The organism is Microcoleus sp. AT8-A3 (assembly GCF_036705675.1).
GTDB lineage: Bacteria > Cyanobacteriota > Cyanobacteriia > Cyanobacteriales > Microcoleaceae > Microcoleus.
On record NZ_JAUBVD010000039.1, the window covers coordinates 24,696 to 41,294 of the forward strand.

At 44.8% G+C, this 16,599-nt stretch carries 15 protein-coding genes; 5 read left to right on the top strand and 10 right to left on the bottom strand.

The genetic code is table 11. The features are described from left to right. Positions 1 to 552: 552 nt before the first annotated feature. The 3 genes from QUB51_RS20785 to der all read right to left on the bottom strand — a co-directional run bounded on the left by QUB51_RS20785 (position 553) and on the right by der (position 3,728). Positions 553 to 1,548 (bottom strand): energy-coupling factor transporter transmembrane protein EcfT, encoded by a 996-nt coding sequence (locus tag QUB51_RS20785; protein ID WP_333057888.1) that lies wholly within the window; start codon positions 1,546 to 1,548, stop codon positions 553 to 555. Positions 1,549 to 1,830: 282 nt separating this feature from the next. Further along, positions 1,831 to 2,202: a four helix bundle protein gene (locus QUB51_RS20790; protein ID WP_333211850.1), complete on the bottom strand. Its 372-nt coding sequence runs from the start codon at positions 2,200 to 2,202 to the stop codon at positions 1,831 to 1,833. A gap of 164 nt (positions 2,203 to 2,366) precedes the next feature. Then, entirely contained in the window at positions 2,367 to 3,728 is a 1,362-nt protein-coding gene (gene der, locus QUB51_RS20795; protein ID WP_333210999.1) for a ribosome biogenesis GTPase Der, read from the bottom strand. A gap of 245 nt (positions 3,729 to 3,973) precedes the next feature. On the opposite strand from der, the gene QUB51_RS20800 reads away from it, so the two are divergent. Together QUB51_RS20800 and QUB51_RS20805 are read left to right on the top strand one after the other, a co-directional pair. Next, positions 3,974 to 5,182, top strand: coding sequence for a NupC/NupG family nucleoside CNT transporter (locus QUB51_RS20800; RefSeq protein ID WP_333262769.1), 1,209 nt, complete (start codon positions 3,974 to 3,976; stop codon positions 5,180 to 5,182). Between the two features lie 221 nt (positions 5,183 to 5,403). After that, positions 5,404 to 5,991 (top strand): acireductone dioxygenase, encoded by a 588-nt coding sequence (locus tag QUB51_RS20805; protein ID WP_333262772.1) that lies wholly within the window; start codon positions 5,404 to 5,406, stop codon positions 5,989 to 5,991. Positions 5,992 to 6,083: 92 nt separating this feature from the next. Here the strand turns inward: QUB51_RS20805 and QUB51_RS20810 are convergent, their stop codons facing one another. The 5 genes from QUB51_RS20810 to QUB51_RS20830 all read right to left on the bottom strand — a co-directional run bounded on the left by QUB51_RS20810 (position 6,084) and on the right by QUB51_RS20830 (position 9,872). Then, positions 6,084 to 6,902: a hypothetical protein gene (locus tag QUB51_RS20810; RefSeq protein WP_333262775.1), complete on the bottom strand. Its 819-nt coding sequence runs from the start codon at positions 6,900 to 6,902 to the stop codon at positions 6,084 to 6,086. A 365-nt stretch (positions 6,903 to 7,267) separates the two neighbouring features. After that, a complete protein-coding gene (locus QUB51_RS20815; RefSeq protein ID WP_333211005.1) occupies positions 7,268 to 7,741 on the bottom strand; it encodes a DUF732 domain-containing protein in 474 nt (157 codons plus the stop codon). Between the two features lie 190 nt (positions 7,742 to 7,931). Further along, on the bottom strand, positions 7,932 to 8,546 hold the full coding sequence (locus tag QUB51_RS20820; RefSeq protein WP_333233650.1) for a cupin domain-containing protein: 615 nt from the start codon (positions 8,544 to 8,546) through the stop codon (positions 7,932 to 7,934). 150 nt (positions 8,547 to 8,696) lie between these two features. After that, positions 8,697 to 9,263: a sigma-70 family RNA polymerase sigma factor gene (locus QUB51_RS20825; protein WP_333057880.1), complete on the bottom strand. Its 567-nt coding sequence runs from the start codon at positions 9,261 to 9,263 to the stop codon at positions 8,697 to 8,699. Between the two features lie 381 nt (positions 9,264 to 9,644). Further along, positions 9,645 to 9,872: a hypothetical protein gene (locus QUB51_RS20830; RefSeq protein ID WP_333337569.1), complete on the bottom strand. Its 228-nt coding sequence runs from the start codon at positions 9,870 to 9,872 to the stop codon at positions 9,645 to 9,647. A 173-nt stretch (positions 9,873 to 10,045) separates the two neighbouring features. Here QUB51_RS20830 and QUB51_RS20835 point away from each other — a divergent pair, with 173 nt between their 5' ends. The 3 genes from QUB51_RS20835 to QUB51_RS20845 all read left to right on the top strand — a co-directional run bounded on the left by QUB51_RS20835 (position 10,046) and on the right by QUB51_RS20845 (position 14,548). After that, a complete protein-coding gene (locus tag QUB51_RS20835) occupies positions 10,046 to 11,260 on the top strand; it encodes a DUF4331 domain-containing protein (RefSeq protein WP_333057878.1) in 1,215 nt (404 codons plus the stop codon). Positions 11,261 to 11,362: 102 nt separating this feature from the next. Beyond that, on the top strand, positions 11,363 to 12,769 hold the full coding sequence (locus QUB51_RS20840) for a hypothetical protein (protein ID WP_333262781.1): 1,407 nt from the start codon (positions 11,363 to 11,365) through the stop codon (positions 12,767 to 12,769). A gap of 273 nt (positions 12,770 to 13,042) precedes the next feature. Then, positions 13,043 to 14,548 (top strand): HoxN/HupN/NixA family nickel/cobalt transporter, encoded by a 1,506-nt coding sequence (locus QUB51_RS20845; protein WP_333298290.1) that lies wholly within the window; start codon positions 13,043 to 13,045, stop codon positions 14,546 to 14,548. A gap of 221 nt (positions 14,549 to 14,769) precedes the next feature. On the opposite strand, the gene QUB51_RS20850 is transcribed toward QUB51_RS20845, so the two are convergent. Both QUB51_RS20850 and QUB51_RS20855 read right to left on the bottom strand, forming a co-directional pair. Further along, positions 14,770 to 15,207 (bottom strand): DUF6918 family protein, encoded by a 438-nt coding sequence (locus QUB51_RS20850; protein WP_333057875.1) that lies wholly within the window; start codon positions 15,205 to 15,207, stop codon positions 14,770 to 14,772. Between the two features lie 295 nt (positions 15,208 to 15,502). Beyond that, entirely contained in the window at positions 15,503 to 16,597 is a 1,095-nt protein-coding gene (locus QUB51_RS20855; protein ID WP_333262794.1) for a transposase, read from the bottom strand. Positions 16,598 to 16,599: the final 2 nt, after the last annotated feature.

Genomic DNA, 16,599 nt, shown 5'->3' on the forward strand with positions numbered 1-16,599 from the left:
AGGTCTTGGTTCTCTAAATATTTGTCTCCATTACTTTAGCAGGACTGTCGCGCACCAGACAAAACTTACTCAAATGTCAATACGCTTGGGCCCGTGGAAAATTGTAGCGAAAATGTTGGGCGGAGTGAAACGGAGGGTTCGTTCCACGGGCCCAACCTACGCACGATCGGTTTTTTTAGCACTAACCCAAGCGTATTGACTCAAATGTATGCCCGTGCTTCAAAGCCCGCTCGAATCTTTCCTTCCCAATTCTTCAATCTCAAATCTAATCAATCTAAAATCTAAAATCTAAAATCTAAAATCGCAACATCTGTCCCAAGATAGATGTTCAAGGTCTTGGTTCTCTAAATATTTGTCTCCATTACTTTAGCAGGACTGTCGCGCACCAGACAAAACTTACTCAAATGTTGGCCTGTACTCCAAACGACGAGCTTCATCAGTCATTCCCAATTCTTCAATCTCAAATCTAATCAATCAATCAATCAATCAATCAATCAATCAATCAATCAATCAATCAATCAATCTAAAATCTAAAATCTAAAATCTAAAATCTCAACTGTCCCACCCCCAAACAAAACGGGCGCTCCAGAGGATGAGCAAGCAGCCGAGGGCGATCCAGTCTCGGATTTTCAATTGCAACTGGTGCCATTCTACACGGTGTCGATCGGGACTGGTGAAGCCGCGAACTTTCATGGCGCTGGCAATTTGTTCAGCTCGCAAAAGCAAGTTTTCTAACAGCCGTTCCGCTATCATCAACCACACTTGAGCTGCGCTGCGAAATCCGAGTTTTTTCCAGTTTATCGCTCTGGTTCTGACCGATCGCACTAAATTTTGTATTTCTTCCAATACTAGGGGAATAAATCGCAAAGATAAAGTTAATGTTAAGGCTATTTCGGTAATAGGCCAGTTCAAGCGGCGCAGGGGCTGCATTAAGTTTTCAAGGGCGGCGGTAATTTCTTCGCTGGCTGTGGTGAGAAGGTAGAGGTTGGTGCTGTAAATTACTGTGAAAAATAGGGTGCTGACGTTGATAGCTAAATCTAGGGATTTGCGAGTGATTTTAATCGGGCCTTGTTTTAATAAAACGTAACGGTAGTTTGTGGGTTGGGGGAGTTGATTTGGGCTTTGGGCTTTGGGATTGGGGATTGGGGAGTTTGAGCCTAAGTTAAAAGATTGGTACCAGGGTTTGGGCTTTTGAGGGGGTGGAAGGGTTGCCGGCTGTTGGGAAAAGGTTAATTCGTCGGCGGGGATGCGGGGCTGGTGTTCTGCGGGGAGTCCGTCGGGGGCGATCGCGCTGAGGCAAAATACTAATAGGCAAAATAGCAGCAGCAGTCCCATTTGCTGTTTCCACACGCGCAAGGGAATTGCTGCAGTTAGTGTCAGTACGATTAACATTCCTACTAGCATCAACCGCCAGATGGGATTGGCGAGTATTGGTGCAATCAGAAATGTCATCAACCAAGCTAATTTGACGCGGGAGTCTAGCCGGTGAAGCCAGGTTACGGGTTGTTCTAGGTAAAGTCCTATGGGGAGCGATCGAAGTAAGTCCATCTTGTCGATTTTAGATTTTAGATTTTAGATTTTAGATTGAGGGATTGATTGATTGAGGGATTGAGGGATTGAGGGATTGATTGATTGATTGATTGATTGAGGGATTGAGGGATTGATTGAGGGATTGATTGATTGATTGATTGATTGAGGGATTGAGGGATTGATTGATTGATTGATTGATTTTTGAATGGGATTATTTGATTGAGCAATTGATTTTTTGATTGGGGATTATTTGATGTTTTGATTTTTGATAGGAAATTTTTGTTGAATTTTGACATTTTTTTATTTGCGATTTGCTGTTGGGTTTTTAGCAATTAAAGTTTTGATGGACGCAACAGTCATCGCTAAAATCTCATTTGTTTCTGACATGATACTTTTCAATTTAGTGGCATCTACCAATTCAGCTTCAACTATTAACTCCATCCAGTAAAGACTTTCATCCGCTTCTTCTTCCACTATCCTGAGTTTAGAAATTAAGTCTGCTGTTGACTTCGCACGACAAGCCGCTCGATAATTGGCTCCTACAGAAGTTGCTGAACGAATTAACTGCTTGCCAATTACCTGAGAAGCGGAGCCTTTGGGCAGCGCATCTACTAGCTTAATAACTCTCAATGCTAGCTGCTTTGTTCTTCTTTTAAACTCTTGTTCGTCCACCTTGCGATTTGAGATTTTAGATTGTTTGATTTGGAATTGTTTCAAATACCAAGTAATTGAATTGCCAAGAGGCGAAGGAAGACAAAAGAAAAAAATCGCAACTTAATTATACCATTAAACTGCGTTTTCTCTTTAATCTAAAATCCAAAATCTAAAATCTAAAATCACTTCACGCGCAGTGCTCTGTTTGTTGTGCTCATTTCGGTGGCACGAACTTTTTTGCCTCTCCAAAGTAGCCGCATTGGTGTACCGGTAAAGCCTAGATGTTTGCGGAATTGGCTTTCCATGTAGCGGCGGTAATTTTCTGTGAAGCGTTTGGGATCGTTGACAAATAGGGCGATTGTCGGTGGCTGCGATCGCACTTGAGTACCGTAATAGATTTTGCCTTGTTTTCCTTGGCGGGTAACTGGGGCTGAGTGCCAGGTTGTGGCTTCTTCTATGACTTCGTTAATGACTGCGGTAGGGACGCGACGTTTGTGTTCGTCGGAGGCTTTGTCTACTAATTCAATGATTTTTTCAACTCGCTGTCCACTCATGGCGCTAACAAAAATCATTTCTGCCCAGTCGAGGAAATAAAGTCGGGTTCTGACTTCTCTTTCGTACTCGTATATTGTGTCGGACTCTTTTTCTATGGCATCCCATTTGTTGACGACTATGATGCAGGCGCGACCTTCTTGGCTGATGCGATCGGCTAATTTTTGGTCTTGATCGGTAACGCCGTCGATTGCGTCAATTACTAACAGTATGACGTTGGCGCGACGGATGGCTTTGAAAGCGCGGTTGATCCCGAAAAATTCTGCGCCGTATTCGACGTTTTTCTTTTTGCGAATTCCGGCTGTGTCGATCAGGCGGTAGGTTTTACCGTTGCGTTCTACTAAGGTGTCGATCGCGTCGCGGGTTGTGCCGGAAATTGGGCTGACTATGGCGCGATTTTCTCCGAGAAATGCGTTTAACAAACTCGATTTGCCGACGTTGGGACGACCGATAATTGCTACTTTAATTTCCTCAACTTCGGGTAATACTTCTGTGGGAAGGTAAGTAATTAATTTGTCAAGCAATTCGCCGGTGCCGTTACCGTGAATGCCGGAAACTGGGTAAGGTTCTCCGAGTCCCAATTGCCAAAAGTCGGCTGCTTGGGTAAGCCCTGTATTTTCGGATTCGCATTTGTTGACGGCGAGAATGACTGGGACTTTTTGCAGTCTCAGCCAAGATGCGATCGATTCGTCGCCGCCGGTGAGTCCGGTTTTGCCGTCTACTACGAAAATTGCTGCGCTGGCTTCTGCGAGGGCCGCCATTGCTTGTTCGCGAATTAAAGGCAAAAATTCTGTTTCGTCGTCGAATACTAGCCCGCCGGTGTCTACGACTTGATATTCCCGATCGCCCCAGTATGCTGGTCTGTAAGTGCGATCGCGCGTGATTCCTGGTTCGTCGTGGACGATCGCGTCTTGGGTGTTGGCTAAACGGTTGACGAGCGTCGATTTGCCTACATTGGGGCGTCCAATAATAGCAACTATAGGTAGAGACATAAAAGTAGCAGCAATTAGGCTGCGCCGTGATTTTGAGGTTTAGCCTTTTATTGTAAGCGAAACTGGCTGATATTGTATGCGATCGGGCTGCATCGTGTATTATACGCCCTCCGGGGCTGTGCTGCCCGCGCCGCGAACTCATGGCGACCTCTGGAAACGAGATAAAGTACGATCGGGCTGTTAATCTGGATTACCAGAGCCTGGTAACGACAAATGCTTGCTGCACCTTCTCTAAAAATTGCTAAATGGAACGACTTATTTCTGTATTCGGGTTAGCTGTTTTTGTCGGTTTGTCCTACGTCTTTTCAGTCGATCGGCGCGCTGTCAAATGGCCGCCCGTATTGTGGGGAATTGCTTTACAGCTAATTTTTGCTATTTTGATTCTTAAAACTGCTCCGGGTTTGGCTGTCTTTAAATTTTTGGGAGATATGGTGACGCAGTTTCTCAATTTTTCTGATGCCGGGGCAAAGTTTATATTTGGAGATAATTTTGCTGAACACTTTATCGCTTTTAAAGTGCTGCCGACTATCATTTTTTTCTCTTCGTTTATCACCATACTTTATCACTACGGCATTTTGCAGCGAGTTGTGCAAGCAGTGGCATGGTTGATGATTAAAACCATGAAAACTTCGGGCGCAGAAACGCTTTCTTGTGCTGCGAATATCTTTATCGGGCAAACCGAAGCTCCTTTGTTAATTAAACCTTATTTGGGGGCGATGACGCTCTCGGAACTTCATGCTGTCATGACGGGAGGATTTGCCACAATTGCCGGCGGAGTCATGGCAGCTTATATTTCTTTTGGAGTACCGGCTCAACATTTAATTTCGGCGTCGGTGATGTCTGCACCAGCAGCTTTGGCTATTTCTAAATTGCTGTACCCGGAAACTGAAAAGTCGCTGACGGCTGGGGAGGTGGAGGTGAAGGTAGAACAGGTTTATGCTAATGCGGTGGATGCGGCGGCTTCGGGTGCTAGCGACGGGTTGAAGTTGGCGGCGAATGTGGCCGCTATGCTGATTGCTTTTTTGGGTTTGTTGGCTTTTTTTAATGCGCTTTTGGGGTGGTTTGGAGGGCTAATTAGTTTGCCTCAGTTGTCGCTAGAATTAATTTTTGCTTATTTGATGGCTCCGGTTGCTTGGCTGATGGGGGTGCCTTGGGCTGATTGTGCAGAGGTGGGGATTGTTTTGGGAAAAAAAACGATTTTGAATGAGTTTATTGCTTATTTAGATTTGATGGAATTGGTGAAACAACAGGCGATTTCTGAACGATCGCAAATTATCTCGACTTATGCTTTGTGCGGGTTTTCTAACATTGGTTCGATCGGGATTCAGATTGGGGGAATTGGCGCGATGGCTCCGCAGCGGCAAGGCGATTTGGCTAGGTTGGGCGTGAGGGCGATGATTGCTGGCTCTTTGGCTTGTTTTATGACTGCTTGTATCGCGGGGATGCTGATTTGAAAGTTTTGAGTTTTTAGTTAAGCTGTGCGGTGCTTATGGTGCACCTTACATTAACTCCAGTAAATCTTATTAAATAAAAGTTAAAAAAACCACCAAATTATTTGATGGGTGCTATTGGTTTGATAATTGGCGAGGCAGGAGATGGAATTTTAGCGATCGGCTATTATTGAAAACAAGCAGGAGTTTAGTTTTTGACGAAAGCTTAAAACAGCAGCTTAAAAATGGAAACTAAATTTCCCTCAAAGCTCAACAAATTAGGTGGTAATATGGCTGTTCTGCAACTAGAAGACGGTAGAACATATACGGATATCCGGGCGATCGCGAGTCAACTGGCAGTTTTAAATATTGAGATCGATTCCCTGCCCGCCAACGAAAATCCGGCGTTTCAAGAACTGCTAGTTCAAGACATTCTCAATGTAACAGAAAAACAGCAGATTCTCGCAGCATATAATAGCGAGTTTGAACAGTTTAAGCGCGCCAGCGGATATCGGTGGTGCGACTTAAAAGTGCTGCATCCAGGTTCGCAGCAGATTTACGCGCTGATGACTCAAAGCGATCGCACTCACACCCACACCGATGCAGAAGTTCTTCACATTTTAGCTGGGGAATGCGTTTTTGGGTTTGTGTATTCTAACGGCTCTCAGGTACAATTAATGCTGGAAGCTGAAGAATACATTAAAGTGCCTGCCAATACCGAACATTGGTTTTATCTCACTCCGTCGCTGTACTTGAAAGCCTTGCAGTATTACACCAGTGCTCAAGGCTGGGTTCCTAAGTATACCAACAGGAAACTAAAAATTACAAACTAAATCTAGGGTGCGCTTCGGCGCACCTTCCTCTATCAAAATAGGCGATTGAAATGGCGACAATACAAAAAAAGTCTTTCTCTAAAAGACGAGAATTAAATGCTCTCTACTTCATTAGGTGCGGCCATTTCAATTTCTTCGCAACGCTGCAAAAGCGCTTCTATTTCCTGAGCTAAAAAAATTACTTCCGGCCAAGAAGAACCATTAATTAAATCTTGAGCGTGAGCTAATTTGTTTCTCAATGCTTCTGCTGACTTTAAAAAACGCTCCCCGTAGCGTTTGGATTTGAGCCCCAGCCGATCGACTATTTCAGCAGAAGTCAGGATTAAATCTCGCTTGTCGCAGAATTGCAGGTAATCGATTAAGTCAATTGCTTCATTTCGCGATCGCCCCAATTCCCAAAGGTGTTTTGCGGCTAAAATACGATCGCCCTTCAGGAATTTCTGCCAAGAATCTTGGGGAAAGTAAATCCGCACGATCCGCAATAAATTCATTTCCAGAAGCGTCACCAATCCAAACAGCAGCATCCGCACCGGTGCTTTTTGCAAATCGCCACAGGTAACGATACCGTTGATCCTGTTGCTTTCTAATACAAATAATCTCGGTTTTTCTCGCAGCAGCGGCAGCAATTCCATTAAAGGAGTGGCAGCGGCAATTAATTGGGAGGGGTGAAAAATTTGCTGGTAGTCGCTGCACTTACCTGCGATTAAGTGCGATCGTTCTACATAGCCACAAACCGTGCCGTTTTCTTCGATACCGAGCACGTCAAAATCGCGGGCCTCCATCCACGATCGCAATTTGGCTGCGTCTTCGCAAGCTGGGACAGCTTTCAGCGGTTCCGCGAGGTATTTAACTGTAATGCTGTCTTTGAATAAATCCCGCAAGTCGGCGGAACTTGATTTTAAATGTTTCATCTCATGTCCGGTAATTTCATGAATCATTGCGCGACAAAATGACAATTAATATTGTAACTGCCAGTAAAGACGCCGTATTACCGTGGGAGAATCTCAGTTTTGTAAAAAGCGTTTTTTAGAAGTGCGATCGTCCCCCTTGCACTCCTGTAAAATCAAAACTGAGATGCTGCCTTACCCAAGGCGTGTCAACTTAACGTTAAACCCTCAGTCCGCCAGGGAATGAAACCCCTGGCTCAAAGCGAAATTCCTCGCTACGAGGACTAATGAGTTCTTCAGTCCTCTTTGAGAGGACTTTAGCTATGAGACAGGGAATTCATTCCCTGGCGGACTGCCGGTGAGCGAGAGGACTGACAGATTTCATGATATTACTTACTGGCTAATTCCGGGCAATAATGATTGGCGGCAAGGGTGGTAATAATATCGGCATCGGCGAGAAAACTTTCTTTGGCAGTTGGATTTTCGATACTGACAGCTTGCCCGATCGCCCTTAATTTAACTTCCGGCAGAGAAAGTCCCGATTTTGCTTCCGCACACATTCTTTTAGCGGCCGCAATTTTTTGACCAGGGGCCCTTCGGATTGCTTGCAGTAAATTATCCGTTGCTTCGGGAGAGTAGCTTTTTGCTAAGCGTTGATAGTCTTCGATAAATTTCCCATCGTTTCCTGTCAGCTTAATGTCGGATTCTTGAGGCGAACACAACAAATTTAAGTTAATTACTTCTCCCACTGAATTAACCAGAAAACATCCTTCGCGTTCTTGGGCGATCGCGCTTTTGTCACTGGGTACAAATTGTATAATAACGGCGGACAAAACAGCAGTTAAACGCGAGTAATTTAGCATGATAATTACGTGATATGTTTGGGATTTTTAACCGCAGAATGCGGAGCAATATGGCGTTTTTGAGTTAGAGCTTGTCAGGTAAATTAACCGAAATAATTGTAGGGGCGGGTTTCACCAACCATCTATACTTATAACTATAAATTTACATAAACCCGCCCTCCAAGCTGTCGGCAATTTAACAAAAATAATATCAGACGAACATTTCGTTGTCTAGGGAAGTTTTCATTAACAGCAAACATCCCCCTTGGGTGAGGGGCGAATGTGTGGAACCGGGAACCGATCGAATGTAGTCGCCTTGATGGCAAATTTCCCCTTCTACAATTAAGTCTCCTTCTAATACAAGCACTTCCTCCGAGGCAGCGTGTCGGTGCAGGGGAAATGTTACTCCAGGTTCTAGGCGCATCAAGCAAGTAATTTCGCGCTTTTTTTTGTCCATGTAAAGCTTGCCGAACGAAACTCCCGGAACTCCATAAGATTTCCATTTGACATCGTGCGATCGCACTATTAAAGATGGAGTATTGTTCTCTGTTGGGGAAGTAGCAATTGGCTTGATATTGGCTGATTCGGCCGGGATTGGCGGCAGTTCGGCTATACGCTGGAACAGGCGGTTTTTGAGGTCGGGGGCGACAGGAACTGGGGGGGCTGTGTAGGCGATCGCAGCAATTGTGGATTCCCAAGCAGCTAATTCACTTGTAAGTTCTGCGGAATCTTTCAATTTCTCTGCAAATGCGCCGCGTTCTGACTCGTCGAGGATATCGAGAGCTTGAAGGGCTGCAAGGATTTTATATTCCTCGTCTGGCATCATTTCCATCTGTTTTCCGCCATTAATTGTAATTCAGCCTAGGTTGATTTTAAACTGGAAATTGGTCTGCTGTCCTCGCACTCCAGATGGATGATTGGAGAGGTCATAATTTTAGATTGATGTTAAACAACTTAAATTTTGTTTTTTGACTATCTAAAATTCTTCGCTCAAAGCTTGACGCAATTTGGAAATACCCAAGCGAATTCTGGTTTTGATTGTACCTGTCGGGATACCAGTTTTAGCTGATATCGCCGCGCAAGTCAGCCCTTGGTAGTAGGCGAGTTCGATCGCCTCTTGCTGTTCTTTTGGCAGTTTTTCTAAGGCTGCTTTGACTTGTTCGCTGCGTTCTTTAAACATTGCATCTTCCATCGGTTCTGCAACGCTAGAGATGGGTACCTTCGCATCTTCCAGACAAGCTTCAGCAGCCCGGACATTTCGCTGGATCGATCGCAGCCGATCGAGGGAACGACTGCGGGTAAGCATGAACAACCACGTATCTGCTCGACTGCGAGAAGGATCGTAAGTTGCTGCTTTTTGCCAAATTTGGGAAAAAACATCGATTACCACTTCTTCAGCTTCTTCTACCGAACCCAGGATTTTGTAAGCGAGAGCGTAGCTTGGGCGACCGTAGCGATCGTAAAGTTTAGCTAATGCCGTTTGGTCTTTCTGGGCAATCTGCACTAAAAGCAGCGATTCATCGCCTGACTTCTGGCCTGTCATCTCAGTGTACCGAAAATTTTTGTTTTGACTGCACAGATCCAAAATTAAAAATTCGGCGTATATCACTACAGAACATAATTGTAAGTTTGAAGTTGGGGTACAAACTGGAGTATGCCTTTTTAGGCTAACTTTGTCGTGCTTTGAATTGTAAAAATCCCAAGTCATCTGGAATTTTACCACCTAATTAGTGATTTTTTTTAGACTTAGCAATCCGCTTTATGCAGAACGAAAAAATCCCTGAGCGTGAAGAGTCAATCGATTTTGGATTTTGGATTTTGGATTTTCGATTTTCGATTAAAGAATTGAAGCATTGACTTGCGCGAGATAAATACGTTCGGCAAGTTTCATCGGATACAGGTTTTTTATTTCTGGACGGATGAATCACGTGGCGGGTATCCTGGATGCGGGAATTGTCAGAACCGCGCCCTTCACTCGTTCCCAAGCTTTGTTCGATCGCTCCCAATAAGAGCCTGGGAACCCGTATAAGCGAGGCTGTGGCTCCACTCGATCGAGGGAAGCCTTGTCTGGGAGCAGGCATTCCCAAGCATAGTCCGGGAACGAGTAAATCCTCAATAACACACTTTTTTCCCTAAATTTATCTTGAAGCACAGATCCAAAATTGCCAAACCTTCGTATACCACCAATAGGAGAAGGCTCAGCAATAGCGCAAAAGCCCGACAGGTTGACAGATTTCAACCTGTTGCTACAAAAGTAAAACCCGCGAATGCGGGTTATTTACCATTGATTTGTGCAAAAAATTCATTGCAATAAAGGTGCTAACTGTGAAGCTCACAAAAAAAATTCGCCGAACCATACTAGCTATTGAAGTAGCTCTAATTGCTCTATTAACTCCAGGGATAATTGTCGCTTCTGACCACGACGACGGCGAAGTAGATATCAAAGGTCGCGCGGTCAATTTAACTGACCTATATGTATATCGCGAAAAAGACCAAAACTCCGGTGCTGCGGACGGGGATTTAGTATTTACCATGAATTCAAATCCCAGGTCTGTCGCCCGTTATCAATATTATTTCAGCACTACAGCCCTCTACCAATTTCACATCACGCAAGTAAGTGACGTGAATTCTACACCTACTGGACGTTCGGATATTATCTTGCGGTTTGCCTTCAGTCCGCCTAACAATAGAGGTATGCAAGCGGTAGCTGTAACTGTTGTTCGCAACGGCTCGGAGACTGTTGCTAAGACTACAGTTAACGGCGGGCTAATTGCCACAACTCCGCTGAATTCTAATGCTGTTGTAAATACAGTACCTGTGGGCGGTTCTAACTTGACTGTATTTGCGGGTTTACGCGAAGACCCGTTTTTCTTTGATGTGGAACAATTTTTCCGAGTTCGCGCCGCAGCTTTGGGAACGGGGCCGCGCACTGCTTTTAAAGAACCGAGTCAAGCGATCGACTTTACTAAAGGTTACAACGTCAATACAATTGCTGTCCGCGTTCCGAAAGCGTTTTTGCAAGCAGGAACAGGGGCAAATACTTTTGATGTTTGGTCAACAGTTTCGATCCGGGATGGAGCTGGCGGTTTTAAACAATTCGAGCGTTTGGCAAGACCTGCAATTAATGAGGGTTTGATAGTTACTCCCGCTTATCTGGAAGCATTCAATAATATTCCTCCGAGATTGGATTTGAGCGCTGCTGCTGCTCCGGTGCGTCAGGAAGCTGTTGCTACTTTGAATGCTGTCGATCTTTTGGACGGTCGGGATAATGTCGATCCAAATGCGATCGCCGGAGCTTTCTTACCCGATGTCATGCGGATCGATACCACAAAAACCAGCGGCTACGCTAGCGCTACAAATGCTCAAGGAAGCTTGATCGGAGGTCGTATGCTGATGGACGACGTTATTGATATCACTCTGGGAGCTTTGGTGGGTTCTCCGGTTGGCGATAACGTTTCTTATAACGGAACTCCGGGAAATCCGGCTCAGGGACACAAACCTTTAGAACCGACTTTTCCTTATTTGGCTTTGCCTAATTAGTCATTAGTCATTAGTTATTAGTCATTAGTCATTGCTTATTGGCTAATGACTGATCGGAGATGCTTTTTTTAACCGCAGATGAACGCTGATTAACGCGGATGTATGAAAACTAAAACTAAACATGAAATAAAATCGGATATTTTCTCATGGGGGATGCTGATAGTAGTTCCTTTAGTTGGGATGGTAGTAGTAAATTTATCTCCTAATTTGCGTTTTATTTCAGATAATTTTTCTAACAAAACTCCCGAAAATCTCGATACTAATTACCGATATCATTTTTCGGAAAGTTTGAGAAATAATCCCAATCAAAAAGAAGCAATTCAGCAAGAAATTGCTTTTTACCAGCAGCGATTGGCTGTTGATTCCCGCAGCGGTTTGAACCGGGCGGCGCTGGCGGGATCTTATTTGAAAATGGCTCGCGCTACTGGGGAGGGAGGTTGGTTTTTATTGGCAGAACAAGCGGCTCAAAGGTCGATCGCCGATTTGCCTTTTGACAACCAAGGTGCGCTGTTAGTTTTAGCTCGAATTGCTGAGGCAAGACACGATTTTGCTACTGCTTTGCGCTTTGCTAAACAGGCGGGTTCTGACAATGAAGATGCGATCGCCCTTTTAGTTACATCTAACTTAGCAATGGGAAAAGTGAACGAGGCAAATGCAGCCGCAGAAGCCTTAGTTAACCGGATTCCTAACTTGGGTTCTCTCACTTTGAGAGCTTTAGTGAGAGAGTCTCAGGGCCGAGATGCTGAGGTTGTGCAGGATTACCGGCAAGCAATGGCGGCGGAGGAACCAGGAGAGGTTGCTGGTTCGGCGCGGGCCCGATCGCTCTTGGGTCGATTTTACGCGCGTCGCGGGCAGTTTGTGCAGGCGAAAGCACTGTTTTTGGAGTCGCTGCGCTTGGTGCCGCGATACCCGCTGGCGCTGATTTATTTGGCGGATTTGGAGACGCGGCAGGGCAATTATCGGGAAGCGGAAGGCTATTACAGCAAGGTTTCTGCGTATTCTGGCGGGGTTGAGACTGTGTTCGATCGCATTGTCGATCGCGGTATGGCGAGAGTTAAAGAGTTCGAGGGAGATGCGATCGAATCCGGGCGACTTCGCGACAAAGCAGAAGCGGGGCTGCGACAGGAACAGGTTTCTGGATCTGGCGGTTTCGGGCACCGCAGGGATTTAGCGAGTTTGCTGCTGGAAAAAGGTCGATCGCAGGATGTAACGGAAGCGCTGGCGTTAATGCAGGAGGAGGTGAAAATTCGCCGGGATGCTGTGACGCTGGATACTTTGGCTTGGGCGCTTTCCGCCGCAGGGGAATGGCAAAAGGCCGATCGAGTGATGGCCGAAATAATGCGATCGGGCATTCGCGATGCGGGTATGTTTTACCGGGCTGGTGCGATCGCCCGGACTTTAGGTAAAGATACCGAATCTCGCGCTTATTTTCAAAAGTCCAAGGAAATTGACCCTAATTTTGACGATCGAGCTCGCCAAGCATTGGGTTTGGGAAGTTATGAATTTTGAGATTAGCTAATAGCAGCCATTCGGCCAAATTCGCCATTCCGTCAATCCGCCAGGGGTTGAAACCCCTGGCTAAAAGCTTAAGTCCTCTTGCATAGGAATGAAATCCGCAATTGTTGAATTTGATTAGCTATTCAGTCGGTTTCAACCGACTTTCGCTCTCTCGACGGGGATTTCAATCCCCGGCGGACTGTGAGACTCACGAAAAGAGCGATCGCCTAAAAAATCACAACACACACAAATACTTACCAAAAAACTTACAAAAAAAAGGAATTTATGCTGTACAAAATGAACCGACTTTCCCAATTATTCATCCTATTCTTCCTAACACTTTCCTTCTTAGTAACAACCTCAACCCGACCAGTTTACTCGCACTGGGCAGACTTATCCGTAGCAGAAATAGTAGTCAACGATTTGCAAACCGAAATAACATTAACTTTCCCAACAGGCTTAACAAACTTCGCCGACGACAATCGAGACAGCCAGCTACAACCTGCTGAAGTTCGCAGCCACCAAACACAGCTAGAAAAGTTTTTCAGCCAACAAATCCGCCTCACAAACAGTAGCAACATTCAAGGCTCCGTAGCAGTAAAACCGCTAGAAATAGCAGCTAAAAGCACCAGTGTTATCCAGCAGCCCAATACCCACAGCACCTTAATTTTACACTACACATGGCCCGCACCTTCTCAAGATAAAACCCCCGCTTTACCTGACTCAATTTCTATCTCCAAACCAGAGCAATTGCGGATTAATTACAATCTGTTTTTGCCCGGAGTTCCGACAGCTAGCTGTCAAGCTACGATTGTGCAAGCCGGTGCTGTAAAAAGCTTTGTGTTTACGCCACAAAACCGCGACTTTTTGTTAGCAGGAAAGGAATCTATCTGGGATTCAGGTTGGAGTTTGCTGCTAGCAATAGCGGGAGCATTTGCTTGGGGATGCGTGCACGCGATGTCGCCGGGACACGGAAAAACCATAGTCGGCGCTTATTTAGTGGGTTCGCGGGCTACTCCCCTACACGCTTTATTTCTAGCAGCGACGACTACAATTACTCACACTGCCGGCGTATTTGCTGTGGGCGGAATTACTTTGTTTGCTTCTAACTTAATTGAGCCAGAAAAATTAGATCCTTGGCTGAGTTTAATCTCTGGTTTATTAGTAGCCTTCATCGGGTTTAACTTACTCTTATCAAAAATCAAGACTAGGTTGGTAGTGAGGACTGAATTTCTCAAAAAAATCAAAAGTAAAATTTTTAATAATAAAAACTGGTTTCTAAGGACTAAAGTCTTTACTGCGGAATGTGAAGAACCAGTAAATCTTTTGACTAGAGGAAGTTGGGAGCGAGAATTTAAGCCTGTAAAACCCGATATATCTCACCACTACCACCATCACGGAGACGGCCGGATTCACTCGCATTTGCCGCCGGGTGCTGACGGTTCTGCTATTACTTGGAAAAGCTTATTGGCGTTGGGAATTTCCGGCGGTTTGTTGCCTTGTCCTTCCGCTTTGGTGATGCTGTTGAGTGCGTCGGCTTTGGGCAATGTTGGTTTGGGAATGACGTTAGTGGTAGCGTTTAGTTTGGGGTTGGCTTTAGTGCTGAGTGCGATCGGATTAATATTAGTTTATGCCAAACGGAATTTTGATAAACTGCCAAAACAGATAACAGCAGTCAAATTTCTGCCGACGATTAGTGCGATGTTTGTAATGTTTTTGGGCTTGGTAATTACCGGGCAGGCGATGTTGAAAATATTGGCTGCAAATCAATGGGTGATTGGCAATGGATAAGCATAAAATTAGGACTCTCCCTCCTAACTACAAACTTACGAATTAAGCTGTTACGCATTTAAATGGAAAATTCGGGACAGGCTAGAAGCCCGTCCCACAATAGTTTTATGGATTTTTGACACACAGTTTAAATGTAAAACAGCTTAGTCTGATTTTAGATACCCGATTTCTTGAAGAAGCCGGGTATCGGGGTATTCTGTTTTTTAGCCGTTGCTCACTTATCAGGCCGCACTATGTTTATTAATAATTTCGGCTAAATCCGGTACTCCCTTTTCCACGTAATTCTTGGCTGAGGGGCGGAGTTTGGCATAGGCGCCTTTAACCATCGATCTTGTGCTTTTCTCGACCCTTTTGTCGCTGATTTGGAGCAATTCGTCTGCTACTTCACCTTTTCTTTGGGCTAGATATTCTACTGGGTTGCCATTGTTTACCCCTTCAGCCCACATCGGATCGAGTGCGATCGAGATTTCTGGCAGAAGTTGATCGACGACTTGGGCGCAATAGTCAGCCCGTATCCCCTTGACAGTAGAGTAGGCAGCTTTCAGAGCCAAACCACCCAATCCGGAGGCTGCTGCAACTTGTTGGTCTATCAACTTTACACAGTCATCTACAAAAGTTTCTCTGTTGTTTTCATTCAAGAGAATATCGCTAAGTCCCATTTTCGCTTTCCTTGATTTAATAGTCAATGTGCTTATTAGCTTGGAGAGCCATCAGGGGATTATATATCTATTTTGATCCTTTACTCTCAGGATTACACAAGTTTTTTAAGGTTTGAAAGTCTTTACTTGACAAGCTGATGTTGAGATTTGTCTAGTAGTATGTTATAGGAATTAATGTTCAATCTGCTACTCATTATTGACCTACGGTTTGTAGTAAGGGCTTTAGTCCTTATTAGGTGAGATGAATGAGGACTAAAGCCCTGACTACAAACTGATGAGTTGTGAACAGATACATTTAACCCGGTAAATCCCGAACCAAGCCAGGAACCACCGTGTATGGCAAGATAGAAAAAGCAGCAAGCTCTCCTATCAAGGAGGTATCTCTCAAAGCTTTCAACAAAATGTTAAAAGCACCATTTTTGTCCCTGTCCAGGGTGTGTCCGCACTCTGGACATTTAAATATTTTAGACCCGCCTAATTTGGTATGGACGTGTCCACATTTTGAACAGGTTTTCGATGTGTACTCTTCTGTCACGTCTACTACAACACCACCATGCTTGGCGGCTTGATGCTTCAACGTTTGTTTAAAACGATAATGGCTCAAAGTGACCATTGCTCTAGCAGTTTTAGTCGCCAACCTGCGTTTACCTTTCTTGACCATTTGCTGCGTCTCAAAGGTTGGCAAAAAAATTAACTTGTACTTGCTTGTCAAATATTTTGCAGCTTTTTTGTGCAGTTCGTTGACCAGGTTTTTGATTTTGATTCTAATTTTGGCTGCTGATTTTCGCAGGCAATACCTCAACCGCTTGAATTGCTTTCCTTTGCTTGCCCCAATGCGGGACATTAATTTGTCTAGATGTCTTGCTAGTCGATAGATGCGGCCGATGTCGCTTTTTCCTATCTCGATAAAGTCGCTGCCGTCAAAACCAGTAAGAAAAGTTCTAACACCAGGATCTAAAGCGATAACCAAATCGCTATCAATTGGCTTTATTTTCGGTTCATCAATCGCATAGCAAATAAACCACTGTCTGTTAATCAAGCTGAGTGTTGGCTCGTGCTGCATTACTTCGATGATAGGTTCCGATGCTTTAAAGGTTAGCCCTTTAGTAGAAGTTGGATAAAAAGTACCGAGCTTCCAATTAGACGTTTGAAACCGGATAGTCTGAGATGTGTCGAAACGGCTTCTAAATTTTGCCGTTCCTTTTACCTTTTTAGCTGCCTTGTGTGCTTCAAAAGCCTGAAAAACTGCCATTTGTCGCAGGTTATAAGGTTGCTCGGAAACCCAGTCGGGAGCCGAGTCCATTATCTTTTTCCTCAAGTCATACTTACCAATTCTTTCGTTCTTAAGGATAGCAATTGCTTGGTTGTAACACCATCTACTTGCTGCAATCC

Excerpts from the sequence above, each read along its gene's own strand:
- QUB51_RS20785 (WP_333057888.1), bottom strand. The coding sequence starts at position 1,548 with ATGGACTTACTTCGATCGCTCCCCATAGGACTTTACCTAGAACAACCC.
- der (WP_333210999.1), bottom strand. The coding sequence starts at position 3,728 with ATGTCTCTACCTATAGTTGCTATTATTGGACGCCCCAATGTAGGCAAA.
- QUB51_RS20800 (WP_333262769.1), top strand. The coding sequence starts at position 3,974 with ATGGAACGACTTATTTCTGTATTCGGGTTAGCTGTTTTTGTCGGTTTG.
- QUB51_RS20805 (WP_333262772.1), top strand. The coding sequence starts at position 5,404 with ATGGAAACTAAATTTCCCTCAAAGCTCAACAAATTAGGTGGTAATATG.
- QUB51_RS20810 (WP_333262775.1), bottom strand. The coding sequence starts at position 6,902 with ATGAAACATTTAAAATCAAGTTCCGCCGACTTGCGGGATTTATTCAAA.
- QUB51_RS20815 (WP_333211005.1), bottom strand. The coding sequence starts at position 7,741 with ATGCTAAATTACTCGCGTTTAACTGCTGTTTTGTCCGCCGTTATTATA.
- QUB51_RS20820 (WP_333233650.1), bottom strand. The coding sequence starts at position 8,546 with ATGATGCCAGACGAGGAATATAAAATCCTTGCAGCCCTTCAAGCTCTC.
- QUB51_RS20825 (WP_333057880.1), bottom strand. The coding sequence starts at position 9,263 with ATGACAGGCCAGAAGTCAGGCGATGAATCGCTGCTTTTAGTGCAGATT.
- QUB51_RS20840 (WP_333262781.1), top strand. The coding sequence starts at position 11,363 with ATGAAAACTAAAACTAAACATGAAATAAAATCGGATATTTTCTCATGG.
- QUB51_RS20845 (WP_333298290.1), top strand. The coding sequence starts at position 13,043 with ATGCTGTACAAAATGAACCGACTTTCCCAATTATTCATCCTATTCTTC.
- QUB51_RS20850 (WP_333057875.1), bottom strand. The coding sequence starts at position 15,207 with ATGGGACTTAGCGATATTCTCTTGAATGAAAACAACAGAGAAACTTTT.